General features: G+C 72.4%; 19 protein-coding genes. 7 read left to right on the top strand and 12 right to left on the bottom strand.

Annotated elements, in window-relative coordinates; translation table 11 throughout:
* Positions 1-22 precede the first annotated feature (22 nt).
* The 3 genes from rpoD to pdxR form a co-directional block, all read right to left on the bottom strand.
* Positions 23-1,168: an RNA polymerase sigma factor RpoD gene (gene rpoD, locus SM418_RS13735; protein ID WP_371941222.1), complete on the bottom strand. Its 1,146-nt coding sequence runs from the start codon at positions 1,166-1,168 to the stop codon at positions 23-25.
* A gap of 71 nt (positions 1,169-1,239) precedes the next feature.
* Positions 1,240-3,183 (bottom strand): DNA primase, encoded by a 1,944-nt coding sequence (gene dnaG, locus SM418_RS13730; RefSeq protein ID WP_371941186.1) that lies wholly within the window; start codon positions 3,181-3,183, stop codon positions 1,240-1,242.
* A 211-nt stretch (positions 3,184-3,394) separates the two neighbouring features.
* Positions 3,395-4,828: a MocR-like pyridoxine biosynthesis transcription factor PdxR gene (gene pdxR / locus SM418_RS13725; protein WP_371941188.1), complete on the bottom strand. Its 1,434-nt coding sequence runs from the start codon at positions 4,826-4,828 to the stop codon at positions 3,395-3,397.
* A gap of 81 nt (positions 4,829-4,909) precedes the next feature.
* On the opposite strand from pdxR, the gene SM418_RS13720 reads away from it, so the two are divergent.
* Positions 4,910-5,509 (top strand): TIGR03086 family metal-binding protein, encoded by a 600-nt coding sequence (locus SM418_RS13720; RefSeq protein ID WP_371941190.1) that lies wholly within the window; start codon positions 4,910-4,912, stop codon positions 5,507-5,509.
* The gene (locus tag SM418_RS13715) at positions 5,500-5,910 is read left to right on the top strand and encodes a hypothetical protein (RefSeq protein ID WP_371941192.1); all 411 of its coding nucleotides are present in this window, start codon (positions 5,500-5,502) and stop codon (positions 5,908-5,910) included. Before SM418_RS13720 ends, SM418_RS13715 begins: the two co-directional genes overlap by 10 nt.
* Here SM418_RS13715 and SM418_RS13710 read toward each other — a convergent pair.
* A complete protein-coding gene (locus SM418_RS13710; protein ID WP_371941194.1) occupies positions 5,874-6,251 on the bottom strand; it encodes a MerR family transcriptional regulator in 378 nt (125 codons plus the stop codon). The genes SM418_RS13715 and SM418_RS13710 overlap by 37 nt on opposite strands.
* 128 nt (positions 6,252-6,379) lie before the next feature.
* On the opposite strand from SM418_RS13710, the gene SM418_RS13705 reads away from it, so the two are divergent.
* Entirely contained in the window at positions 6,380-7,249 is an 870-nt protein-coding gene (locus tag SM418_RS13705; RefSeq protein ID WP_371941196.1) for an LLM class F420-dependent oxidoreductase, read from the top strand.
* A 7-nt stretch (positions 7,250-7,256) separates the two neighbouring features.
* Here the strand turns inward: SM418_RS13705 and SM418_RS13700 are convergent, their stop codons facing one another.
* From SM418_RS13700 to ppdK, 6 genes are all read right to left on the bottom strand, one after another.
* A complete protein-coding gene (locus SM418_RS13700; RefSeq protein ID WP_371941197.1) occupies positions 7,257-7,718 on the bottom strand; it encodes a GtrA family protein in 462 nt (153 codons plus the stop codon).
* Positions 7,719-7,788: 70 nt separating this feature from the next.
* Positions 7,789-8,958, bottom strand: a complete 1,170-nt coding sequence (locus tag SM418_RS13695) for an MFS transporter (RefSeq protein WP_371941199.1) — start codon at positions 8,956-8,958, stop codon at positions 7,789-7,791.
* A gap of 28 nt (positions 8,959-8,986) precedes the next feature.
* A complete protein-coding gene (locus SM418_RS13690) occupies positions 8,987-10,213 on the bottom strand; it encodes an NAD(P)/FAD-dependent oxidoreductase (RefSeq protein WP_371941200.1) in 1,227 nt (408 codons plus the stop codon).
* 118 nt (positions 10,214-10,331) lie between these two features.
* Entirely contained in the window at positions 10,332-11,606 is a 1,275-nt protein-coding gene (locus SM418_RS13685) for a deoxyguanosinetriphosphate triphosphohydrolase (protein WP_371941201.1), read from the bottom strand.
* Positions 11,607-11,639: 33 nt separating this feature from the next.
* Positions 11,640-12,431 (bottom strand): YdcF family protein, encoded by a 792-nt coding sequence (locus SM418_RS13680; protein ID WP_371941203.1) that lies wholly within the window; start codon positions 12,429-12,431, stop codon positions 11,640-11,642.
* 126 nt (positions 12,432-12,557) lie between these two features.
* Entirely contained in the window at positions 12,558-15,284 is a 2,727-nt protein-coding gene (gene ppdK / locus SM418_RS13675) for a pyruvate, phosphate dikinase (protein WP_371941204.1), read from the bottom strand.
* Between the two features lie 313 nt (positions 15,285-15,597).
* Here ppdK and SM418_RS13670 point away from each other — a divergent pair, with 313 nt between their 5' ends.
* The 3 genes from SM418_RS13670 to SM418_RS13660 all read left to right on the top strand — a co-directional run bounded on the left by SM418_RS13670 (position 15,598) and on the right by SM418_RS13660 (position 19,849).
* Positions 15,598-17,484, top strand: a complete 1,887-nt coding sequence (locus SM418_RS13670; protein WP_371941205.1) for a glycoside hydrolase family 15 protein — start codon at positions 15,598-15,600, stop codon at positions 17,482-17,484.
* Positions 17,485-17,594: 110 nt separating this feature from the next.
* Positions 17,595-18,761 carry a DUF4190 domain-containing protein gene (locus SM418_RS13665; protein WP_371941206.1) on the top strand — a complete coding sequence of 389 codons (1,167 nt, stop codon included), beginning with the start codon at positions 17,595-17,597 and terminating at the stop codon, positions 18,759-18,761.
* Positions 18,758-19,849 (top strand): DUF4190 domain-containing protein, encoded by a 1,092-nt coding sequence (locus SM418_RS13660; RefSeq protein WP_371941207.1) that lies wholly within the window; start codon positions 18,758-18,760, stop codon positions 19,847-19,849. The genes SM418_RS13665 and SM418_RS13660 overlap by 4 nt, the downstream gene beginning before the upstream one ends.
* A gap of 58 nt (positions 19,850-19,907) precedes the next feature.
* Here SM418_RS13660 and secD read toward each other — a convergent pair whose 3' ends face one another.
* Together secD and SM418_RS13650 are read right to left on the bottom strand one after the other, a co-directional pair.
* Entirely contained in the window at positions 19,908-22,178 is a 2,271-nt protein-coding gene (gene secD / locus SM418_RS13655; RefSeq protein WP_371941208.1) for a protein translocase subunit SecD, read from the bottom strand.
* A 63-nt stretch (positions 22,179-22,241) separates the two neighbouring features.
* On the bottom strand, positions 22,242-22,670 hold the full coding sequence (locus tag SM418_RS13650; protein ID WP_371941209.1) for a hypothetical protein: 429 nt from the start codon (positions 22,668-22,670) through the stop codon (positions 22,242-22,244).
* A 295-nt stretch (positions 22,671-22,965) separates the two neighbouring features.
* On the opposite strand from SM418_RS13650, the gene SM418_RS13645 reads away from it, so the two are divergent.
* Complete coding sequence (locus tag SM418_RS13645) at positions 22,966-23,628, top strand: hypothetical protein (protein WP_371941210.1); 663 nt, start codon at positions 22,966-22,968, stop codon at positions 23,626-23,628.
* The last annotated feature ends 167 nt before the right edge of the window (positions 23,629-23,795 follow it).

Here is a 23,795-nt window from a genome sequence, read left to right as displayed (position 1 = left end):
GGCCGCTCTCGCGAGCGGCCCGTCACTCCAGGTATTCGCGGAGCATCTGCGCGCGGGACGGGTGGCGCAGCTTCGCCAGCGTCTTGGACTCGATCTGGCGAATCCGCTCCCGCGTCACGCCGAACTCGCGGCCGACCTCCTCCAGGGTGCGGGGGTGGCCGTCGGCCAGGCCGAAGCGCAGCTGGATGATGCGCTGCTCCCGGTCCGACAGGGTGCCGAGGATGTCCTCCAGCTGGTCCTGGAGGAGGATGAACGCCGCGGCCTCGATCGGCACGACGGCGTCCGCGTCCTCGATGAAGTCGCCGAGGTCGGAGTCCTCCTCGCCGATCGGCGACTGCAGCGAGACCGGCTCCTGGGCGATCCGCTGGACCTCCACCACCCGGACGGGCGACAGCCCCATCTCCAGGCCGATCTCCTCGGGGGTCGGCTCCCTGCCGAGGTCCTGGTGCATCTGCCGCTGCACCCGGACCAGCTTGTTGATGGTCTCCACCATGTGGACCGGGATCCGGATCGTCCGGGCCTGGTCGGCTATCGCCCGGGTGATCGCCTGCCGGATCCACCAGGTGGCGTAGGTCGAGAACTTGAACCCCTTGGTGTAGTCGAACTTCTCGACCGCACGGATGAGTCCGAGATTTCCCTCCTGGATCAGGTCGAGGAAGAGCATTCCCCGGCCGACGTAGCGTTTGGCGATCGAGACCACGAGCCGCAGGTTGGCCTCGATCAGGCGTTGCTTCGCCCGCATGCCTTCGCGGGAGAGCAGTTCGAGGTCGAGCAGCTCGCCGCGGGCGAGGACGGCGGTACGCGCCATCTTCTCCTCGGCGAACAGTCCCGCCTCGATCGATTTCGCGAGTTCTACTTCATCTTCTGCCGTGAGAAGCGGTACGCGACCGATCTCTCTCAGATAGATCCGAACCAGGTCGCTCGTCGGCGCCCGCTTGCCGAGGTCTCCCTCATCCGCTCGCGCGACGTCCTCGGTCTCCTGCTGAGACTCGAGGACCTCCACCCCCTGCTCTGCGAGCATCCGGACGACCCGTTCCAGGGAGTCGTCCGGCAAGTCCGAGCGATCGAGTGCGGCAGCAACGTCCTCGACGGTCACACCGCCGCGTTCTCTGCCGCGTGCGACGAGGTCCGCCACCTGATCAACCGATGGCGCCTCGCTTGGCAGCACCGAAGGGCCCACGCAGACAGTCTGCGACAAATGGGGCCTAGATCACAGGACCCATTTTGCGATCTCTTGACTTACTGTGACCCAAGCCCTCGCTCGCGCAACACCCGTCTCTGCTGCTCAAGCGCGACAAGATCGCCGAAGAGCCGGTGGTACTCCTCCTGCGCCTCGACCGGATTCAGCCGCCCGAGTTTAGATTTCGCCTCCGCGATCATGCGGGTGAGCTGGCGCTCCTGTATTCGGGCGAGCAGTTCCATCGCGTAGCGGTCGTCCGATTCATGGGCGGACCGGACCGGCTCGACGCCGAGCTTGGTGATCAGATCCCTGAGCTGGTCGTTCGGCGCGCTCTCCAGGAGCCGCGCGACCCATTCGGCGGCGCCGCCGGCCGCCGTCACGCCGCCCGCCTCCGCGATCACCGCGCGGACCGCGGCGTGCGGCGGCGCGATGAACGCCTCCGCCGGGACCTCGTCGAACGCCGGCCCGAGCACCGCCGGCCGCTGCACGGCCAGTTTCAGCAGCTCACGCTCGCGCTGCACCTCGGGATCGGAGGGGTCGAACGCGGGCCGCCCCTGCGCCTGCCGCGGCTCGCCGCGCCCGTTCCCGGCCCGCCCTCCGCCGTCGTACCGGTCGGGACGGCCGTTTCCGGCCGGGGCGCGCCCGTGCCCCGCCTGGGCGCGGGCGTGCACGCGGTTCGCCAGCTCGCGGACGCGGCGGAGCACGAACTGCTCGTCCATGATGCCGAGCCAGCGGTCGAGGTTGACCGCGTACATGTGCCGGCGCGACCGGTCCTTGATGGCGGCGACGACCGGGGCGGCGGCGTCCAGCGCGGCGAGCCGCCCCTCGACGGTGTCGAGGTCGTGCTGCTCGATCGCGCTGCGCACCGCGAACTCGAACAGCGGCAGCCGGGCGGCGACCAGGTCGCGCACCGCCGCGTCGCCGTGCCGGATGCGCAGGTCGCAGGGATCGAGGCCGTCCGGCTGGACGGCGACGAACGTCTGCGAGACGAACTTCTGCTCGTCGTCGAACGCGCGCAGCGCCGCCTTGCGGCCGGCCGCGTCGCCGTCGAAGGTGAAGATCACCTCGCCGCGGAACTCGTCCTGGTCCATCAGGAGCCGGCGCAGCACCTTGATGTGGTCGTCGCCGAACGCCGTCCCGCACGTGGCGATCGCCGTCGGGACGCCCGCGAGGTGGCAGGCCATGACGTCGGTGTAGCCCTCGACCACCACGGCCTGCCGGCGCCGCGCGATCTCCTTCTTCGCCAGGTCGGCCCCGTACAGCACCGAGCTCTTGTGGAAGAGCGGCGACTCGGGGGTGTTCAGGTACTTCGGGCCGTCGTCGTCCTCGTAGAGCCTGCGCGCGCCGAAGCCGATGACGTCGCCGGACAGGTCGCGGATCGGCCACATCAGCCGGCCGCGGAACCGGTCCATCGGGCCGCGCCGCCCCTCCTTGGCAAGGCCGCCCGCGACGATGTCGCGGTCGGCGAACCCCCGCCCGCGCAGGTGCCGGACGAGGCCCTCCCACTCGCGGGGCGCGAACCCCACGCCGAAGTGGGCCGCGTCGGCCGCCTCGAAGCCGCGCTCGGACAGGAACTTGCGCCCGATGGCCCCCTCGGCGGAGTCGAGCTGCCCGGCGTAGTACTCGGCGGCGGCCCGGTGCGCCTCGATCAGGCGCGCGCGCTGCCCGCCGTCCTGGCGCGGGCCGCGCCCGCCGCCGTCCTCGTAGCGCAGCTGGATGCCGGCCTGCGCGGCGAGCCGCTCCACCGCCTCGGAGAACGACAGGTGCTCGATCTCCTGGACGAACTTGATGACGTCGCCGCCCGCCTCGCAGCCGAAGCAGAAGTAGAGGCCGCGCGAGGGCGTCACGTTGAACGACGGCGACTTCTCGTCGTGGAACGGGCACAGGCCCTTGAGGTTGCCGCCTCCCGCGCTGCGGAGCTGCAGGTACTCGCCGATCACGGCGTCGATGGACGCCCGCTCCCGGACGAGCGCGATGTCCTCATTGCGTATCCTGCCTGCCACGACGAAGGAGTCTACGGCGCGGGCGTGACAACCGGCGCGTCCCCGCCCCAACCGGCCCGTCCCCGGCCGAAGCCCACCGCCCCAGGCCGGCCTGCGCGGCGCTGGCCGGACTCGGCCGGATCGACGCCGGGTAAGCGGCTTTTTACTCTGGACAATGCGAGCCGTCGCGGTGTGATGACGGACCGGTTCTTCGGCGCCGACGGCCGCCGCGTCACCCTCGTCCAGCGCCAGCCGCGCCGGCCACGATCCCGCCGAGCCTGCGCAGCCCGGTGTCGATCGCCGGCAGCGTCACCGCCCCGTAGCCGAAGACCAGCCCGGGGACCGCCGGTCCGGTGACGGCGAACTCCGACAGCGCGAACAGCCCGATGCCCGCTTCGAGGGCCTTCGCCGCGATCGCGGCGTCGTCCGTCCCGGGCGGGAGGGTCGCGCTCAGGTGCAGCCCGGCTTCCGCCGGGACGACCGCCAGCCGGTCGCCGAACAGGCTCCCGGCCAGCTCGGCGACGCGCTCGTGCCGGGCCCGGTACTCGCGGCGCGACCTGCGGATGTGCCGGGCGAGGAGGCCCTCGTCGATGAACCGGGCGAGCGCCGCCTGCGCGGGCGGCTCGGCGTGCCAGGACGAGACGTACCGCGCCATCCGGAACGCGCGGTGCAGCGACGGCGGCGCCACCAGGAACCCGAGCCGCAGGACCGGCCGCATGATCTTGGAGAAGGTGCCGGTGTACAGGACGCGGCCGTCCTCGTCGAGGCTCTGCAGCGGCTCGATCGGCCGCCCGCCGTACCGGTACTCGGTGTCGTAGTCATCCTCGACGATCACCACGTCGCGGCGCCGCGCCCAGTCGAGCAGCGCGCGGCGGCGCGGCAGCGACATGGGCATGCCCAGCGGGAACTGGTGGGACGGCGTGACGTACACCGCCCGCGCGTCGCCGGGCAGCGCGTCCACCCGCAGGCCCTCCGCGTCGACCGGCACGCCCCGGACCCGCATCCCGGCGGCGGCGAGCAGCATCCGCACGGGCGGGTATCCGGGGTCCTCGACGGCGACCACGTCGCCCGGCTCCAGCAGGACCCGGACGATCAGGTCGAGCGCCTGCTGGACCCCCGAGGTGACGACGATGTCGCGGCCGTTCGCGCGGACCGCCCGGGACACCCCGATGTGCCGGGCAATGGCCTCGCGCAGCGCGGGCAGGCCCGCCGGGTCGCCCGCCGCGCCGGGGTCGCCGAGCACCGACGGCCGCAGCACGCCCGACATGATCCGCCGCCACGCCTCGTAGGGGAACAGCGCCGTGTCGGGCAGCCCGGCGCGGAAGTCCCATCTGATCCCGGGCATCGGCGCGGGCCAGGCCGACACCTCGTCCCAGCGGGCGCGGGGCCGCAGCGGCGACGCCGCCGGGGCGCCCCGCGCGGCGGACCCGGTCTCCCGGACGAACGTCCCCGCGCCCACCCGGCTCGTCAGGAAGCCCTCGGCGGCGAGCCGGTCGTAGGCGACGCCGACCGTGTTCCGGGAGATCGCGAGCCGCCGCGCCAGCTCCCGGGTCGGCGGCAGCGCCTCGCCCGCGCGCAGCCGCCCGTCCAGGATCGCGGCCCGCAGCTGCGCGTAGATCTGCCCGGCGAGGTCGCGGCGGCCCACCAGGCTGACGTGCACGTCCACGGCCCCAGCCTAGATCGGCTCAGTCATTTTCCGCGTTTTTGGCCCTGTACCTGGTCCTCTGCGGGTTTCTAGCGTGGCCGCATGGACGTTTTGACCGAACTCACGACCACCGACTTCCGCCCGCTGGACCGGCGGGCGTCGGAGCTGTACCTGTCGGCCGTCGCGCAGGTGAAGCCGGACGCGCTCGCCTTGCCCACGCCATGCGCCGACTGGACCCTGCACGGCCTCCTGCGCCACCAGATCAGCCAGGATCAGGGCTTCGCCGCGGCGGCGCGCGGTGAGGGCGACCGTCTGCCGGCCTGGAACGGCGGCGATCTCGGCGACGACCCCTATGCCGCCGCGCGGGCGTCCGCCGACCTGGTGACGCGCGCCTTCGCCGACGTGGCCCTGGACGCCGAACTGGCCCTTCCCGAGCTCGGCGGGCGCTTCCCCGCCGCCCTGGCGATCAGCTTCCACCTCGTCGACCTGGTTGTGCACGCGTGGGACGTGGCCGCCACGCTCGGGGTCCCGTGGGAGCCGGCGGACGATCTCGTCGGCGCGGCGCTCAACGTCGCCGCGATCGTCCCGGAGGAGAGCCGGGGCCCCGGCGCGTCGTTCGCGCCGAAGCTGGAGCCGGCCGGCGGCGCGTCGCCCGGGGAGCGGCTGCTCACGCTGCTGGGGCGGGAGCCCTCGTGGCGATGAGAAGCTCCTGGCGGCCCGGCCCGGCGGACGGCGGAGGGCCGGTCCTCGTCAGCGTCACCGACTTCACCTGCGCGAACCCGCTCGACCTGCCGGAGGTGTTCAAGGCGGGGATGACGCTCCGCCGGTCCTGGCCGGAGCTGGACGGCGCCGTCGGCCTGTGGCTCTGGTCGCGGCCCCTGCGGCGGCGGTGCGGCTCGGTCGCGGTCTGGACGGACGAGGCCGCCCTGCGTCGCTTCGTCGGCTGGCCCCCGCACGTCGAGATAATGCGGCGGTTCAGGCATCGCGGGACGATCCGCTCCCACACCTGGCGGGCGGACTCCTTCGATCCGGAGGAGACGTGGGCGCGCGCCGCGGGCTGCCTCGCTCAGGCGGAGGCCGCGCCGCGGACGGTGTCCCGGTAGAGGCTGATCTTCCATTTGATGTGTTTCTGCTGCTCGCGCAGCATGGCGATCCGCTCCTCCACCCGGCGGTCGTGGTCCTGCAGCAGTTCGAGCCGCTCCTGGACGGTGTCGCCGCGGCTGCGGGCCAGCTCGGAGTACCGCAGCATCTCCGCGATCGGCATCCCGGTCTCGCGCAGGCAGCGCAGCAGCCCGAGCCAGGCCAGGTCGTCGTCGCTGAAGACGCGCCGGCCCGACGCGTTCCGGGCGATGTCCGACAGCAGCCCGATCTTCTCGTAGTAGCGCAGGGTGTCGATGCTGAAACCGCTCTTCTCGGCGGTCTCGGCCGGGGAGTAGGAACTCACGCCCCGAGGATCCCACCTGGAGCGCACTCCAGGTCAACGTCCGCCCGGCGCGGCCGCTTGACCTGGAGCGCGCTCCAGGTCGCAGAGTGGAAGGGACGGCGTAGTACGAAGGACAAGAGGGATTCGCCATGCGCATCGGACTTCAGGTTCCCAGCTTCACCTTTTCCGGCGGGCCGGAGCAGATCGGGCCGGTGTTCGGCCGGATGGCCCGCGAGGCCGACCAGGGCGGCCTGCACTCGTTCTGGGTGATGGACCACTTCTTCCAGATCCGCGGGGTGGGCTCCGCCGAGGAGCCGATGCTGGAGGGATACTCGGCGCTCGCGTACGCGGCGGCGCTGACGGAGCGGATCACCCTCGGGACGATGGTCACCGGCGTCACCTACCGGCATCCCGGCATCCTGGTCAAGACCGTGACCACGCTGGACGTCCTGTCGGGTGGGCGCGCCTGGCTCGGCATCGGCGCCGCGTGGAACGAGGAGGAGTCGCGCGGCCTCGGCGTCCGGTTCCCGCCGGTCGCCGAGCGGTTCGAGCGGCTGGAGGAGACGCTGCGCATCGCCCACCGGATGTGGGAGGGCGACGAGTCGGCGTTCGAGGGCCGGCACTACGCGCTGGAGCGGCCGCTGAACTCGCCGCCGGCGCTGCGCGCCCCGCATCCGCCGATCCTGATCGGCGGGGGCGGCGAGAAGAAGACTCTCAGGTTCGTCGCCCGGTACGCCGACGCGTGCAATCTCTTCGACGGCGACGAGCTGCCGCACAAGCTGGAGGTGCTGCGGGGGCACTGCGAGCGCGAGGGACGCGACTACGCCGAGATCGAGAAGACGTCCCTGGGCTTCTTCACCTCACCGCCGTCCGCCGACGAGGTCGTGGACAAGATCGGAGGGCTGGCCGAACGCGGCATCGACCATGCGATCTTCTCCCAGAGCACCGGGCAGGACCTCACGGGCGTCCTGGCCGCGGCCCTCCCCCAGATCGAGAAGATCGTCCCGGCGGGCCGGTGAGCCGCGCTCACGCCGTCGCGGGGGTGAACACCCACTTCTTGTAGGACCAGTAGCGGAACGCCGAGCCGAGGCCGACGCCGGCGAGGAGGCCGAGGTTGTAGGCGACCCCGCCGTGCAGGCCGAGGGTGTAGTAGGTGAAGCCGGTGCACAGCACCTGGATGAGCAGCCCGACGCCGTTCAGCGCGAAGAAGATCGCGACCTCCCGGCCGGAGCCGTCGCTGTCGCGGTGCCGGAACGTCCAGTGCCGGTTGAGCAGGTAGGACGACAGCGTCGACACCACGGTCGGGACGACCACGCTGGTGACCGGGCCGCCGCCGAGCCGCGCGCGCATCAGGTTGGCGCCGAAGAACATGATCAGCGTGCCGACGCACCCCACGAAGCCGAAGCTCAGCAGTTCACGGAGGAATGTCCGGTACCCCGGGGCGGACGGGACCGATTCGACCGGTCTCGACCGCTGCGCAGTGCTCACTCGCCCAGACCTTACCTGAGTAGGACATATGCGAATGTCACAACCCGCTTAAAGATCAGCGGTCCCTCGGTCAGCCCTCGGCGGTGGCCGCCGCCGGGGCCAGCAGGACGATCAGCCCGACCAGCGCGACGGGCACGGCGAGCGCCCACGCGAGCCCCACCCCCTCGGCGACGAACCCGATGACGGGCGGGCCGCCGAGCAGGCCGGCGTAGCCGATCGCGGTGACCCGGGAGATCCCGGCCGCGGCGGGCACGCCGGGCAGGTTGCCGGCGGCGCTGAAGGTGACCGGCGCCACCACGGCGGCGCCGAGGCCGAACAGCGTGAACCCGGCCACCGCCGCCGCCGGGTGCCCGGCGGCGAGGCCGCACCCGAGGCCGAGCGCGGCGACCAGCGACCCGGCGCGCAGCACCGGGACCGGCCCGCACCGCGCGACGACGCGGTCCCCGAACAGCCGCCCGGCGGTCATCGCCACCGCGCAGCCGGCGTAGCCGAGGCCCGCGCCGCCGGGCCCCGCGCCGAGATCCTCCCGCAGGTAGACGGCGCTCCAGTCGGCCATCGCGCCCTCGCCGACGAACGAGCACAGCCCGATGACGCCGAGCATCGTCAGCGGCCACCGCGACGCCCGCGCGGGAAGCGCCCTCCCCTCGTCCGGCTCGGGCGGCGCGTCGGCCGAGCCGTCCAGCAGCCCGCGGCAGCCGACCACGACGAAGGCGCACAGCAGGACGGCCGCGGCCGGCAGATGCAGCGGGACGGGGACGCCCGCGTGCGCGGCCCCCGCCCCGGCCAGCGCCGCCAGGAGCGTCCCGATGCTGTAGGCGCCGTGCAGGCCGGACATCAGCGGACGACCGTAGCCGCGTTCGACGGCCACGCCCTGGGCGTTCATCGCCACGTCCATCAGGCCGAGCGAGCCGCCCATCAGCAGCAGGGCGACGACCAGCGCGGACAGGTTCCAGGCGAGGCCGAGCGGGATCAGGGACAGCGCGGAGGCCACGCCGGCGGCCACGGTCGTCGCCCGGCTGCCCCACCGGGCGACGGCCCGGCCCGCGAACCGGACGGCGGCCACGACGCCGACCGGGGCGCCGAGCAGCGCGACGCCCATCGCGCCCTCGCTCAGCCCGAGATGCTCCTTGATCTGCGGGATGCGGGCGACCCATGCGGCGGCGACGAGCCCGTGCGCGGTGAACGCCGCCGTCACCGCGACGCGCGCCCGCCGGCGCGTCTCGATCCTTTCCGTGACCATCCGGCCGACTGTATGTCCCGTCCGGCGCTCAGGCGAGGTCGGCCAGCGGCGTCTCCGGGTCGGCGAGGCGGGCGGCGTCCACCGGGCGGCCCGAGCGGATCAGCGCCTGGACGTCTCCGGTGACGTCCCACACGTTGACGTTCATCCCGGCGACGACCCGGCCGCCGGACAGCCAGAACGAAACGAACTCGCGGGCCGCGCGGTCCCCCCGGTACACGACCTCGTCGTACTCCCCCGGAGACGCGACGCCCGACATCTCCATGCCGAGGTCGTACTGGTCGCTGAAGAAGTACGGGATCCGGTCGTAGACGACGTCCTGGCCGAGCATGGCGCGGGCGGCGGCGGGCCCGCCGTTCAGCGCGTTCGCCCAGTGCTCCACGCGGATCCGCCGCCCGAGCAGCGGGTTGTAGGCGTTTGCGACGTCGCCGGCCGCGAAGATGTCGGGGTCGGACGTGCGCAGCGACTGGTCGACGAGGATCCCGTCGGAGACCTCCAGCCCCGCCTCCTCCGCCAGCGCGGTGTTGGGCCGCACCCCGATCCCGACGATCACGACGTCCGCGGGCACCTCCGCGCCGCCGGAGGTCACGACGGCCGACACCTGCCCCGCGCCCCAGAACCCGGCCACGCCCTGGTCCATCCGGAGGTCGACGCCGTGCTCGCGGTGCAGGTCGGCGAACAGCCCGCCGAGTTCGGGCCCCATGGCGGCGTGCAGCGGCGTCGGCTCCGGGTCGATGACCGTCACGTCGTTGCCGTAGGAGCGGGCGGCCGCGGCCGTCTCCAGCCCGATCCAGCCCGCGCCCGCCACCACGACGCGTCGGCCGCCGTGCGCGAGCGCCTGCTTCAGCGCCGCCGAGTCGGCCATCGTGCGCAGGTAGTGGATGCCCTGCAACTTGGACCCGGGCACATCCAGCCTCCGCGGGGAGGCGCCGGTCGCCAGCAGCAGCCTCGTATAGGAGACAGGTTCCTTCGTCGACAACCGCACCTGGTGCGCGTCCCGGTCGATCGAGGCCACGGAGGTGCCGAGCCGCAGCTCCACGTCGTGCTTGTCGTACCAGTCCGCCTCGTGGACGTGCGCCTTCTCCCGGGGCTCCTTGTCGAGCAGGAAGCCCTTGGACAGCGGCGGACGCTCGTACGGCCGCTCGATCTCGTCCCCGACCAGCAGCACCCTGCCCGTGAAACCCTCCTCGCGAAGCGTCTCCGCCGCCTTGGCTCCGGCCAGGCTCGCTCCGGCGATGACGAACGTCTCCTCGGGCATGGCGACCTCCTGTAGTTGACCTGTAGCCATCCCTACAGCGCCCCCTGTGACGAGACAAGAGCGTCGTGGGCGCGTCTAGGCGTATTTCCGCGCCGTGCCCGCCCGGAAACGTTCGCCGTCAGCGCGGCCGTCCGCCCAGCATCCGGTGCCGGGCCATCGCGGACAGGTCGGTCAGCGAGGCGATCTGGTCGACGACGGCGCGCAGCCGCGCCGCGTCGTCGGAGGCGTCCACGAACGCCTCCCGGAAGCCGGGGTCGAGGGAGTCGGGCGCCCCGGCCAGCATCATCTCGGCCAGCTCGGTGATCAGCGTCCGCTGCCGGGCCCTGATCTCCTCGTGGCTGATCCACACGTAGTGCGCGGTGATGCCCTTGAGCAGGGCGTTCTCCAGCCGCTGCTGCCGCGGCACGATCAGCTCCGCCGCGTACCGGGTCAGCGGGCGGAGGCCGTAGGCGTCCCGGGTCGCGGTCTCGGCGGCCAGGCAGAACCGCCCGATCAGCGTGCTGGTCAGGTTCTTCAGGGCGGCGAGGCTGCGCGGCGTGCCGTCGTAGCGGTCCGGCCAGTACGGTTCGGCGAGCAGCGCGGCGAAGCGCTCCTCCAGCTCGGCGAGCTCGGCGTCGGCGCAGTACAGCTTGGCGGCGGTGGCGGCCACGAGGCGGCGCTCGGTGGGGTCGGCGAGGCGGGCGAAGTCGATGTGCCCGGCGACCAGCGCGTCCTCCAGGTCGTGGACGGAGTAGGCGACGTCGTCGCTCCAGTCCATGACCTGGGCCTCGAAGCACGTCCGGCCGTCGGGCGCGCCCTCCCGGACCCAGGTGGCGACGTCGAGGTCGTCGTCGTAGACGCCGAACTTCCCGTTGACCGCTTCGGCCTGCGGCCACGGGTACTTCATGGCGGCGTCCAGGGCGGCGCGGGTCAGGTTGAGGCCGACGCTGCGCCCGTTCAGGGGCGGGCCGTCCACCGCGAACGACTTCGGCTCCAGCCGGGTCAGGACGCGCAGGCTCTGCGCGTTGCCCTCGAAGCCGCCGCAGTCGCGCGCGACGACGTCCAGCGCCGACTCGCCGTTGTGGCCGAACGGCGGGTGGCCGATGTCGTGCGACAGGCACGCCGCCTCGACCAGATCGGGGTCGCAGCCGAGGGATTTGCCCAGCTCGCGGCCGACCTGGGCGCATTCCAGCGAGTGGGTCAGCCGGGTGCGCAGGCTCTGCACGGTGTCGGCCACCGCGTCCGCGCCGGGCGAGGCGACCTGCGTCTTGGCGGCCAGCCGCCGCAGGGCCGCGCTGTGCAGGACGCGCGCGCGGTCGCGTTCGAACGCCGTCCGGTCGCGGCGCTTGGCCGGCTCCGGCGCCCACCGCTGCCGGTCGCGGGCGGTGTAGCCCTCAATGTCATTGCTCGTCATGGCCCTATCCAGGGTAAGCGGGCGCGACCGGCTTCAGCGGCTCGGCGACGCGGAGGCCGACGGAGACGACGGAGACGACGGCGTGCCGGACGGGTCGATGCGGATGCGCTTGATGGTCTCGTCCGGCACCTGGACACTCCTGCCCAGCAGCACGTACGACAGGTAGCCGCCGGTCTCCCGGGCGATGTAGTTGAACTGCGTGTCGCGGGTCTGCACGCTCGGCCCGCTGCGGGTCGGCGAGGCGGCGGCCTCGATGCCCTGGTCCCCGGCCATCTTCTTGGACCGCAGCCCGTGCCACGGGTCGGTGACGATCACGGCGGACTTCCAGTGGTGCCGGTCGAACTCCGTGCCGACGGCCTTCAGGCTCTCCAGCGTGTCCCGCCCGACGGGCACCGCGAACACCTTGGACGCGGGCACCCCGCCCTTCTCGATCAGCCAGGCGCGGCCGGTGCCCGCCTCGGTGTAGTTGTCGCCGGACGCCTTGCCACCGACGGTGACGATGGCGGGCGCGACGCCGTCGCGGTAGAGCTCCAGGGCGTGCTGCAGCCGCCATTTCAGCGTCGGGGACGGCGCCCCGTTGTACTGCGCGGCGCCCAGCACGATGATCGCGTCCGAGCGGGGCCGCTCGTCCTGCCGGGCCTGGTACCAGATCCGCGCGCCGACGGTCAGCGGGGTCAGCACGGCGATCGCGAGCAGCCCGAGCAGGACGCTCACCGGGATCGTGAACCACAGCGGCCGCCGGCGCCGCTCGCGCGGGCGGTCCTCCCGCTCCTCGGCGGCGGGCTCTTCGGGCTGGGGCTCCGGCAATTCCACTTCCAACGTCATCGCATCGGACACACTATTGAGATGGTCCGGCGCGCGTCCGAAGTTCACAACCGCGTGTCGCGGAACTCGCGCGCGTGCCGGCGGCCGATCTCCCGCGTGCGGGAACCGGCCGCCGGCGCGCAGACGTCAGCGGCTGTCGCTGCCGCCCCGCCCGCCGCCTGCGGCGTCGGCCGCCGCGATCGCCGCGCGGCCGGCCTCCAGCCGGGCGACGGGGATGCGGAACGGCGAGCAGGACACGTAGTCCAGGCCGACCTCGTGGCAGAAGTGCACCGAGTCGGGGTCGCCGCCGTGCTCGCCGCAGATGCCGAGCTTGATGCCCGGACGCGCCTTGCGGCCCTCCTCCGCGGCGATGCGGACGAGCCGCCCGACGCCCTCCCGGTCCAGCGTCTCGAACGGCGACACCCCGAAGATGCCGAGTTCCAGGTAGCGGGAGAAGAACGCCGCCTCGACGTCGTCGCGGGAGAAGCCCCACGTCGTCTGGGTGAGGTCGTTGGTGCCGAAGGAGAAGAACTCGGCGGCCTCGGCGATCTGCCCGGCGGTCAGCGCCGCCCGCGGCAGCTCGATCATGGTGCCGATCAGCGCCGGGACGTCGACCCCGGTGGCCTTTCCGACCTGCTCCAGGATGCCGCGTGCCTCGTCGCGGACCGCCTCCAGCTCCTGCACCGCGCCGACGAGCGGGATCATGATCTCCGGGCGCGGGTCGCCGCCCGCCTTCCGCCGCGCCGCCGCGGCTTCGGCGATCGCGCGGACCTGCATGGCGAACAGACCGGGAATCACCAAACCGAGCCGCACGCCGCGCAGTCCGAGCATAGGGTTCTGCTCGTGCAGTCGGTTGACTGCCTCGAGCAGTCTCCGGTCCTGCGCGTCCGCGTCGTCGCCCGCGAGCGCGACCCTGACCGAAAGCTCGGTGATGTCGGGGAGGAACTCGTGCAGGGGCGGGTCGATGAGCCGGATCGTGACGGGCAGCCCGTCCATGGCCTCGAAGATGCCCTCGAAGTCGCTCTTCTGCAGCGGCTCCAGGGCGTCCAGCGCGACCTGCCGCTCGCCGTCGTCCTCGGCGAGGACGAGCTTCTCGATGAGCCGGCGCCGGTCCCCGAGGAACATGTGCTCGGTGCGGCACAGCCCGATGCCGGCGGCGCCGAACCGGCGGGCCCGCGCGGAGTCCTCCGGGTTGTCGGAGTTCGCGCGGACCTTCAGCGCGGCGCGCGCGTCGGCGTGCTTCATGACGCGGTCGACGGCCTTGACGAGGTCGTCGCCGCCCTCCGCGGGCAGCTCGCCCTCGAAGTACCGGACGACGGGCGAGTCCTCGACGGGTACCTCGCCGAGGTAGACGTCGCCGGACGACCCGTCGATCGAGATGACGTCGCCCTCGCTCACGGTCACGCCGCCGGGGGCGGCGAAGTGCCCGTTCTTGACGTCGACGTCCAGTTCCTCGGCGCCGCACACGCAGACCTTGCCCATGCCGCGCGCGACGACCGCGGCGTGCGAGGTCTTGCCGCCGCGCGAGGTGAGGACGCCCTTGGCCGCGACCATGCCGGCGAGGTCGTCGGGGTTGGTCTCGCGGCGGACGAGGATCACGTCCTCGCCCCGCTCGGCGAGTTCCACGGCCCGGTCGGAGCTGAACACGGCCTTGCCGACGGCGGCGCCCGGCGAGGCGTTCATGCCCTTGGTGAGCTTGCGGTAGCCGTCCACCTTGCTGGCGAAGCGGGGGAACATGAGCTGCGCGAGCTGGTCGCCGGTGACGCGGCGAGCGGCCTCGTCCACGTCGATGAGCCCCTGGTCGAGCAGCTGGCAGGCGATGCGGAACGCCGCGGCGGCGGTGCGCTTGCCGACCCGGGTCTGCAGCATCCACAGCTTCCCGCGCTCGATCGTGAACTCGATGTCGCACATGTCGCGGTAGTGGTTCTCCAGCGTCTCCATGATGTCGAGAAGCCGGTCGTAGGACGCCTTGTCGATGCGCCCCAGCTCGGTCAGCGGCACCGTGTTGCGGATGCCGGCGACGACGTCCTCGCCCTGGGCGTTCTGCAGGTAGTCGCCGTAGACACCCTGCTGGCCGGACGCGGGGTCGCGGGTGAACGCGACGCCCGTCCCCGAGTCGAGGCCCATGTTGCCGAAGACCATCGAGCAGATGTTGACGGCGGTGCCGAGGTCGACGGGGATGCGCTCCTGCCGCCGGTAGAGGATCGCGCGGGGCGCGTTCCAGGAGTCGAACACCGCCTTGACCGCGAGGTCCATCTGCTCGCGCGGGTCGGTCGGGAAGTCGCGCCCGGCCTCCTCCCGCACGATGGTCTTGAACCGGCCGACGAGCTCCTTGAAGTCGTCGGCGACCAGGTCGGCGTCCTGGTCGCTGCCGCGGGCCCGCTTGACGTCGTCGATGGCGTCCTCGAAGAGGTCGCCGTCGATGTCCAGGACGGTCTTGCCGAACATCTGGATCAGCCGCCGGTAGGAGTCCCACGCGAACCGCTGTCCCTCTGCCTCCGTGGCCCCCACCTGCCGGGCGAGGCCGTGCACGGACTCATCGTTCAGGCCGACGTTGAGGACGGTCTCCATCATTCCCGGCATGCTGAACTTGGCGCCGGACCGGACGCTCACCAGCAGCGGGTCGTCGCTCTGGCCGAGCTTCTTGCCCATCGCGGACTCCAGGTCTGCGAGGTGCGCGTTCACCTCGTCCGCCAGGCCCTCGGGCAGGGTCCCGTGCTCGAGGTAGTGCCGGCAGGCCTCGGTGGTGATCGTGAACCCGGGGGGCACGGGCAGTCCGAGGTTGGTCATCTCGGCCAGGTTGGCGCCCTTGCCGCCCAGCAGATCCTTGAGGTCCTTGTTTCCCTCAGTGAAGTCGTACACGAACTTCGGCACGGGGAGCTCCTTCTCGCTCCGGTTCCACCCAGTGGCAGGTCCGGGCCCGCCGCGCCGGGGGCGCGCTCCGTCGCGCTCCCCGAGGCGGAGGCAGGTCCGCTGCCCTGTTTGCCGGGACTGTACCCGCGCAGCGGGCGGCTGCTCGGCGCCCGGTGCGCCGGAGTACGTTTTCCCAGGTCAGACCGCAGATAATGGTCTATTCCAATGGGGAGACCGACACCACACGGCGCCGGGGCGCCGGCCGGGGGACTCGACCGGCCCCTGGCGCACCCATGGCTCAGAAGAGGTAATGATGGATCAAGGAGGTGAGGCTTTGAGGCCGAAGGTGGCCGGCGGCCGGGCGGGAGATCCGTTCGCCCCCATAGCCGATTTCGGGTTCCTGTCCGACTGCGAGACGACCGCCCTGGTCGCGCCGAGCGGGAACATCGAGTGGATGTGCCTGCCGCGGATGGACTCGCCGAGCGTGTTCGGGTCGATCCTGGACCGCGACGCCGGGTACTTCCGGGTCGGCCCGGCGGGCGTGGAGGTGCCCGCCGCGCAGCGGTACATCCCCGGCACCATGGTGATGGAGACCACCTGGTGGGTGCACGGCGGCTGGCTCGTGGTGACGGACGCGCTGCTCATGGGCCCGTGGCACCACGAGACCGAGCGTTCCCACACGCATCGCAGGGCGCCGACGGACTACGACGCCGACCACGTCCTGCTGCGGATGGTGCGGTGCGTGAACGGGCAGGCCCAGGTCCGGCTCGACTGCATGCCGGTGTTCGACTACGGCCAGACGCCGGCGCGCTGGGAGCACACCGGCGCCGGCTACCACGAGGCCGTCGCGCGCGGCAACGGCGTCGGGCTGCGGCTCACCACCGACATGAACGTCGGGTTCGAGGGGTCGCTCGCCACGTCCCGGACGCTGCTGAAGCAGGGCGAGTCCCGGTTCGTGGCGCTGTCGTGGAGCGAGCACGCGGCGCCCTCGTCGTGGGAGGAGGCGCAGGAACGGCTCGTCTGGACCGTCCACCACTGGCAGCACTGGCTCGACCGGGGCCGCTTCCCCGACCATCCGTGGCGCAGTCACCTGCAGCGCAGCGCGCTCACGCTGAAGGGCCTGACGTTCGCGCCGTCGGGCGCGGTCGCGGCGGCGGCGACGACGTCGCTGCCGGAGTCGCCGGGCGGCGACCGCAACTGGGACTACCGCTACACCTGGATCCGCGACTCCACGATGGCGCTGTGGGCGTTCTACACGCTCGGCTACGACTGGGAGGCCAACGACTTCTTCTACTTCATCACCGACGTCGCCGAGGCCGCCGAGGGCAAGCTGCAGATCATGTACGGGCTGGACGGGCGGGAGGAGCTGCCCGAGTCCACGCTGGAGCATCTCACCGGCTACGGCAACGCCCGTCCCGTGCGCATCGGCAACGAGGCGTACATGCAGGCGCAGCACGACGTGTGGGGCGCGATCATCGGCTCCATCTACCTGTTCGTGCGCAAGCGCGACCGCCTCGACGACCGGCTCTGGAAGATCATCATCAAGCAGGTGGAGGACGCCCTCGCCAACTGGCGCACCCCCGACTGCGGCATGTGGGAGGTGCGCGGCGAACCCCAGCACTTCACCTCCTCGAAGATCTTCTGCTGGGTGGCGGCCGAGCGCGGCGCCCGGCTCGCCCGGGTCCGCGGCGACCAGGACCGGGCGCGCCGCTGGCAGGCCGCCGCCGACGAGATCCACGAGGACGTGCTCGCCCACGCGCTGGACGAGCGCGGCGTCTTCACCGCCCACTACGGCGCGACGGCGCTGGACGCCTCGGCGCTGCTCATCCCGCTGCTCGGCTTCCTGCCCGCCGACGACAAGCGGGTCCGCGAGACCGTCCTCGCCATCGCGGACGAGCTGTCGGAGGACGACCTCGTCCTGCGCTACCGGGCGACGGAGACCGACGACGGGTTCGAGTCCGAGGAGGGCACGTTCACGATCTGCTCCTTCTGGCTGGTCAGCGCCCTGGTGATGATCGGCGAGCTGGAGCGGGCGCGGGCGCTGTGCGAGAAGCTGCTGTCGTATGCGAGCCCGCTGCAGCTGTACGCGGAGGAGATCGACCCGCACACCGGCCGGCACCTCGGCAACTTCCCGCAGGCGTTCACCCATCTGGCGCTGATCAACGCGGTCATGCAGGTGATCAGGGCGGAGAACGACGAGCCGCAGCCGCCGCTCGCCTGAGGTCGCCCGTGGCCGGGGCGGGCGCCCCGGCCACGGCGTCGCCGGTCACAGATTGATCGACTTCTGCCGGAATTGCCGTGTTCATTGAACGTTCCGGTTACCGTTCCGCCGTGACCACGCCACCCCCCACTGACGACGTCCCGGACGGCCCCGTCCAGCCCGGCGAAGAGGGCGCGCCGGATTCCGGCTGGGCCTCGCCGGACGCGCCCCCGCCCGGCACCCCTCCCGCCCCGGCCCCGTCCTCCGCCGGGCAGCCCGTGCCACAGCCGGCTGCCCCGCCGATTCCGGTGCCGCCGCCAGGTCCCGCGACGCCGCACGTTCCCGCGAGGACGAACCGGCTCGCGATCGCGGCCCTGGTCACCGGCCTTCTCGGGCTGTTCCCGTTCGCGGTGGGCTTCGGCATCGCCGCACTCGTCCAGGCCGGCCGCAGGGGCGAGAAGGGCAAGGGCCTCGCCGCCGGCGGCCTGGCCGCCTCGGCCGTCTGGCTCGTCGCCGGGGTGGTCGCCGCGGCGGCGGCCGCCGGTTCCCTGCTCACCGTCGAGCGGGACGAGTCGGGGCACGTCGCCCGGAGCGACAAGGTGCTCCCCGGCCTGCTGCGCGTCGGCGACTGCTTCACCGGTTTCAGCGGGAACGTCAGGACCTCGCTCGTGACCGCGCTGCCCTGCACGCAGCCGCACGAGGGCGAGGTCGTCGCCAAGCTGCGCCTGCCCGACGGCGCCTACCCCGGCGACGGCGAGGTCTTCGAGCAGGCGTCCAAGGCGTGCTCCCGGCGGCTCACCCGCCTGCAGAAGAGCAGGTACGACGAGCACCTGCAGCCCTACGTCGTCGAACCGAGCAGAACGACCTGGCGGAGCGGGGACCGGGAGGTGCTCTGCCTGATGCACTACGAGGGCGCCGGGAAGATCAGCACGCCGCTCGCCCAGACCCTGGACCCGAACGTGAAGCTCTGGCACGAGCTCGTCCGCGGCGACTGCCTCGGCAAGTGGAACGACGACGCCGTGGCCCAGCGCACCCTCTCCTGCACCGAGGAGCACTGGATGGAGGTCTACGCCGTCTTCGCGCTGAAGGACGGACCATACCCGGGCTCCAAGGCGGCCGAGCGGCAGGCCGAGGCCGGCTGCGACAGGCGCTACGGGCGGGTCTTCCGCGGGGCCCGGACACCGGACCTCGTCTCGTGGGTGCCCCCGGAGAAGGACGACTGGACGGAGGGCGTCCGCACCGTCGTCTGCCTGGGCGAGAGCGAGGACCGCCCCCTGAAGAAGAGGTTGCTGCCATGACCGCGCCCCCGCCCGACGACGACAAGCTCGCCTGGGCCCCGCCGGACGCGCCCGCATCCGACGCGCCCCCGCCCGGTGCGCCCGCCCCCACCGCGCTCCCGGGCTCGCCTCCGCCTCCGCCACCGTTCGCCCCGCTCGGCCCCGTCCAGCGGCGGACGAACCGGTTCGCCGTCTTCGCGCTGGTCACCGGCCTGCTTGGGATGATCGTGCTCGCGGTCGCGTTCGCGGTCACCGCCTTAGTCCAGACGGGCCGGCGGGGCGAGAAGGGCAAGGGCCTCGCCGTCGGCGCCCTCGCCGTGTCCGCGGCCTGGGTCGCCGCCGTCTCCGTCGCCGTGACCGTCGGCCCGCTGTCCACGGGATCGGCCGCCCGCGAGGACGGCAAGGTCGCGGTCACCGCGATGCGGCCGGGCGACTGCTTCAGCGAGTTCGAGGAGGCCCCCGACGGCCTGTTCGTGAGACCCCTGCCGTGCACCACGCCTCACCAGGGCGAGGTCAGCGCCGAAGGGGAACTCCCGGACATGCCGTATCCGGGCAGGCAGGATCTCGGCAATCGGGCATGGACCTTGTGCCGCGAGCGGACGGAATTCCTGGAGCGGAGCCGCTACGGCAAGGACCTGCAGCTCCATACCGCCTCGCCGGACGAGGACGCGTGGAAGGACGGGAACCGCACCGTGAAATGCGTCATGCGCTACACCGGATCCGGTCTGCTTCCGGCGCCCCTCGACCAGACCATGGAGACGAAGTCGCAGTACACCACCGAGCTCTCGCCGGGAGACTGCGTCAAGGAATGGGACGACAACGGCGACCAGCCCCTCATTCCGTGCACCAAGAAGCACAAGTACGAGGTGCTCGCCGTCTACACGGTGCAGGGCGACAAGTATCCGGGAGCGAAGCAGCTGGAGCGGAGAGCGCTCGACGGCTGCGTCAAGCGCGGCGTCAAAGTCTGGGGTGCCAAACCTCCGTTCGACATTGCCGACGTGACCTTCGCCCTACCGGACAGGGGCGGTTGGGAGGCCGGGAGCCGATTGATCTTCTGCCTGGTCACCGGCAGGGACGGGCCGCTCACGCGCTCCGTGGTGCCGCACTGACGCGGCGGCGCCCGCCGGGCCCGCCGCCGGGGGCGCCGCCCCCGGCGGCGGGCGGGCGCTAGACGACCGCGCCGGAGTCGTCGGCGGTGCGCCGGACCGGCTTCCGCTTGTTCTTGCCCTGCGGCGGCGGGGCCTTCGCGTAGCGCTCCAGGACGACGGCGATGGGCGTCGCGGTGAAGACGCTGGAGTACGTGCCGACGACGATGCCGATCAGCAGGGCGATCGCGAAGTCGGTCAGCGAGTCGCCGCCGAGGACGGCGAGCGCGGCGAGGATGAACAGCGCGCCCATGCCGGTGTTGATCGTCCGCGGGACGGTCTGCAGCGTGCCCCGGTTCGCGATGTCGGCGAACCGGCCCTTGGGATTGGCCGTCCACATCTCCCGCACGCGGTCGAACACGACGACGGAGTCGTTCACCGAGTACCCGATGATCGTGAGCAGCGCGGCGAGGAAGACCCCGTCGACGGGTTTGCCGAGCCAGGCGAAGACGCCGGTGACGATCGTGATGTCGTGGAACATGGCGAGCACCGAGCCCGCCGCGAACGTCCAGCGGAACCGGATCGTCAGGTAGGCGAGCTGCACCAGCAACGCGACGCCGAGGGCGATGAGCGCCTTGGTCCGCAGCTCGTCGCCGAGGCTCGGCCCGATGAGCTCGTCGCGCTCCTTGACGGCGCCGCCGCCCTCCTCGGCCAGGGCGTCCTGGATCCGCTTCTCGTCCGCGTTGGTCAGGTCGACCGTGCGGACGGAGATGTCGTCCTTCCCGGACGTCTGCACGACGGCGCGCGGGAACCCGGCGTCCGCGACGGCGGCGCGGGCCCGGTCGATGTCGACGTGCCGGCTGGTGGAGTACTCGACGAGCCGGCCGCCGGTGAACTCCACGCCGAAGTTCAGCCCGCGAGCGAAGATCCCGGTCACGGCGACGACCACCGCGAGCGCGGAGATCCCGAGCCACATCCGGCTGCGCTTCATGATGTCGGGGCCGCTCGTCTCCAGCCAGGTGCGGATCCGCCCCGCGCCGCCGAGCCCACCCATCCGGCCCTTGGCGAGCCTCGGCATCCGCGCGGCGGCGGCGTCGGTGAGGACGCGGCTCAGCAGCATCGCGGAGATGAGGGAGCCGAGCACGCCGATGGTCAGCGTGACGCCGAAGCCCCGGACCGGCCCGGACGCGAGGAAGAACAGCAGGCCGCCGGCCAGCAGCGTCGTGACGGCCGAGTCCGCGATCGCCGACCACGCCTTGCCGAACCCGATGGACAGCGCCGCCCGCGCGCTGCGGCCCGGCGCCGCCGCCCGTTCCTCTCTGGCCCGTTCGAAGGCCAGCACGTTGGCGTCGATCGCCATGCCGACGGCCAGGACGAAACCGGCGAGTCCGGGCAGGGTGAGCGTCGCGCCGATCGCGACGAGGGCGCCGTAGGAGATCAGCGCGTAGCCGGCGAGCGCGACCGTGGCGAGGAGGCCGACGAGGCGGTAGACGGCCATGATGAACAGGCCGGTCAGGACGATGCCGATGACCGCGGCCTTGGCGCTGGCGTCGATGGCCTCGTCGCCGAGCGTCGGGCCGACCACCCGCTGCTCGATGATCTTCACGGGGACGGGCAGCGAGCCGCCCTCGATGAGGGCCGCGAGGTCCTTGGCCTCGGTGGCGGTGAAGTCGCCGGTGATCTGGGTGGATCCGCCGGTGATGCCGACGCCGCAGGGCACGCTCTGGGTCACCTGCGGCGAGGAGATGACCTTGCCGTCCAGGACGATCGCGACGCGCCGCTCGTCCCCGGCGGCGCAGGCGGCCTTGGCGGTCAGCCGCTCCCAGGTCTTGCCCCCGCCGCCCTTGAAGCCGACGTTGACGGCCCAGCCGCCGGCGTTCTGCGCGTCGTAGGAGGCGCTCGCCTCGCCGATGCCGGCGCCGGTGAGCGCGGCGGGGCCGACGAGGATCTGCTGCCCGCTCTCGTCCGGGATCAGCTGCTGCCCCTTCTCGGCCTTGCCGGTGTTGGGCAGCACGGGATGCGCGGTGAGCTGCGCGGTCTTGCCGATCGCCTCGGTGGCGCGGGTCGGGTCCTGGACGTCCGGCAGCTCCACGATCAGCCGCTGGTCGCCGGACCGGGTGATGGACGACTCGGCGACGCCGAGCGCGTCGATGCGCCGGTGCAGGACCTCACGGGCGCGGTCGGTGGACTCGCGGCCGGCCTTGACGGTCGGCGAGTCCTGGGTCTCGAGGACGATCTGGGTGCCGCCGCGGAGGTCGAGGCCGAGGCGGGGCGGGGTTGACCAGGCGAAGTAGAACGATGTGGCGAGCACGGCGAACGCCAGTACCGCCCGCACCAGGTTGGCGCGAGTCAAGAGGGAACCTCCACACGGGGCTTCGGCGCCGCGCCTCAGCGTGCGGCACCGCGGACAGGTGACTCAGATCCGTGTGGTGGAGGGCGGTGCGCGCCCGCGCGGGACGGCGCGCGGCGCGAGGTCGGGCGAGGCGGGCCCGGTGGCGGTGAGGCCGGGGCGCCCCGCCGGCGGCGGCGGGACGGCGGCGCCGGACACCGGGAGCGCGGCCGACGCCGGCTGCGCGCTCGGCGTGGCGGCCCCGGCGGCGTGCCATGCGACGGCCGCCTGGGCGTGCCGGGTGGTCCGCGGCTTGGTGGACGCCCTGGTGCGGGCGGGCGCCTTCTGCGCTGGCACGGTCCGGACGCCGGAGATCGTTCCCGTGGGGGGCGTCCCGCCGTGGGCCGCGGTGCCGACCGGCCCGGCGACGAACCCGAGCATGCCCAGCAGGACGACGAGCAGCCGGGCCGCGGACAGCCGCGCCCCGGGCAGGGGAGGACGCCGAGAGTCGCGCACTCCGCCCTCCCTGCTCATGGTGAGCCGTCAGTCCGGCCGTTCCCGCCAACCTAGCCCAGGTTCTCCGGACCGGGGACGCCGTTCGCTCTTCGTCGGCGAAACACGGATGCGATTCGCGGTCAAGGTGACACCGCGCGACATTGCCCTCACCCGGCTCGGCCGCGTGCAATCACCAGCAGACACCGGCGGGTGTCCCAATCCGGCCAGGCCGGGATCGACCGCCGTCCATTGCCCGGCGATTCAACGCGAATTACTTTCGCGTATGCCCACCCCGAACCGGACAGAGGAGTATCCGGTGGCACAAATCAGACAGACCGCGATCATCGGGACCGCCGCGCTGGCCGTCCTCGCCGCTGGCATCACGCCCGCCTCCGCCGCGACCACGACCATCCGCAAGGGCTCCGGGAGCGCCGCCGCCTACTCGGGCAACGTCCAGGCGGCCCTGCTCGGCACCGCGACCGTCTCCACGTCGATCGGCAGCGGCTCCTGCAGCCAGTCGACGATGACGGGCTCGATCAACTCCAACGGCACCGGCCTCAGCATCGCCAGCGCCAGCTTCGGCAACTGCACCGGCACCGCCGCCACCACCATCACACCGCAGAACCTGCCGTGGACCGGCGGCAGCGTCGTCTACGACTCCGCGCACACCGGCAACCGCGACGCGGCCGTGACGATCGCCAACTTCAAGGTCAAGGCCGTGGTGGACCTGTTCGGCGGGATCACCTGCGTGTTCGGCGGGAGCCTCACCGCCAACGGCTACAACCCCGACAACGCCAACCGTCCCGTCACCAGCAACAACCAGGCGCAGGTCGGCGTGAACGGCGCGAAGGTGAGCAAGCAGTCGGGCAGCAACCTGCTGTGCCCGTCCACCGCCACCGTCACCGCCACCTACCAGTTGCGGGGCGAGACCACCGCTGGCTCCGGCACCTTCAACCAGGCCCTGTACGTCACGAGCTGATCAGTTCGCTCCCGGAAGTTCGCTCCCGGAAGGACACGCTCCGACTAGGGCCTGTTCGTAGTTCAGATCATGAGGGGGCTGGGAGGCTGCGCAGCCAGATGATGGCTGCGCGCAGGTGGAGTCCGGCTTCGTAGCTTTCGGGGGTTTTGTCGTAGCGGGTGGCCAGC

The sequence above is a fragment of the Actinomadura chokoriensis genome (genome assembly GCF_041463665.1).
GTDB lineage: Bacteria > Actinomycetota > Actinomycetes > Streptosporangiales > Streptosporangiaceae > Spirillospora > Spirillospora chokoriensis_A.
Note: the sequence above shows the minus strand (reverse complement) of the source record. Positions and strands in the feature narration are given on the sequence as shown.

What these genes read in the sequence shown, in the direction of transcription:
- SM418_RS13720 (WP_371941190.1), top strand. Translation starts at nt 4,910, where the DNA reads ATGGACGTTTTGACCGAACTCACGACCACCGACTTCCGCCCGCTGGAC.
- SM418_RS13705 (WP_371941196.1), top strand. Translation starts at nt 6,380, where the DNA reads ATGCGCATCGGACTTCAGGTTCCCAGCTTCACCTTTTCCGGCGGGCCG.
- SM418_RS13695 (WP_371941199.1), bottom strand. Translation starts at nt 8,958, where the DNA reads ATGGTCACGGAAAGGATCGAGACGCGCCGGCGGGCGCGCGTCGCGGTG.
- SM418_RS13690 (WP_371941200.1), bottom strand. Translation starts at nt 10,213, where the DNA reads ATGCCCGAGGAGACGTTCGTCATCGCCGGAGCGAGCCTGGCCGGAGCC.
- SM418_RS13685 (WP_371941201.1), bottom strand. Translation starts at nt 11,606, where the DNA reads ATGACGAGCAATGACATTGAGGGCTACACCGCCCGCGACCGGCAGCGG.
- SM418_RS13680 (WP_371941203.1), bottom strand. Translation starts at nt 12,431, where the DNA reads ATGACGTTGGAAGTGGAATTGCCGGAGCCCCAGCCCGAAGAGCCCGCC.
- SM418_RS13660 (WP_371941207.1), top strand. Translation starts at nt 18,758, where the DNA reads ATGACCGCGCCCCCGCCCGACGACGACAAGCTCGCCTGGGCCCCGCCG.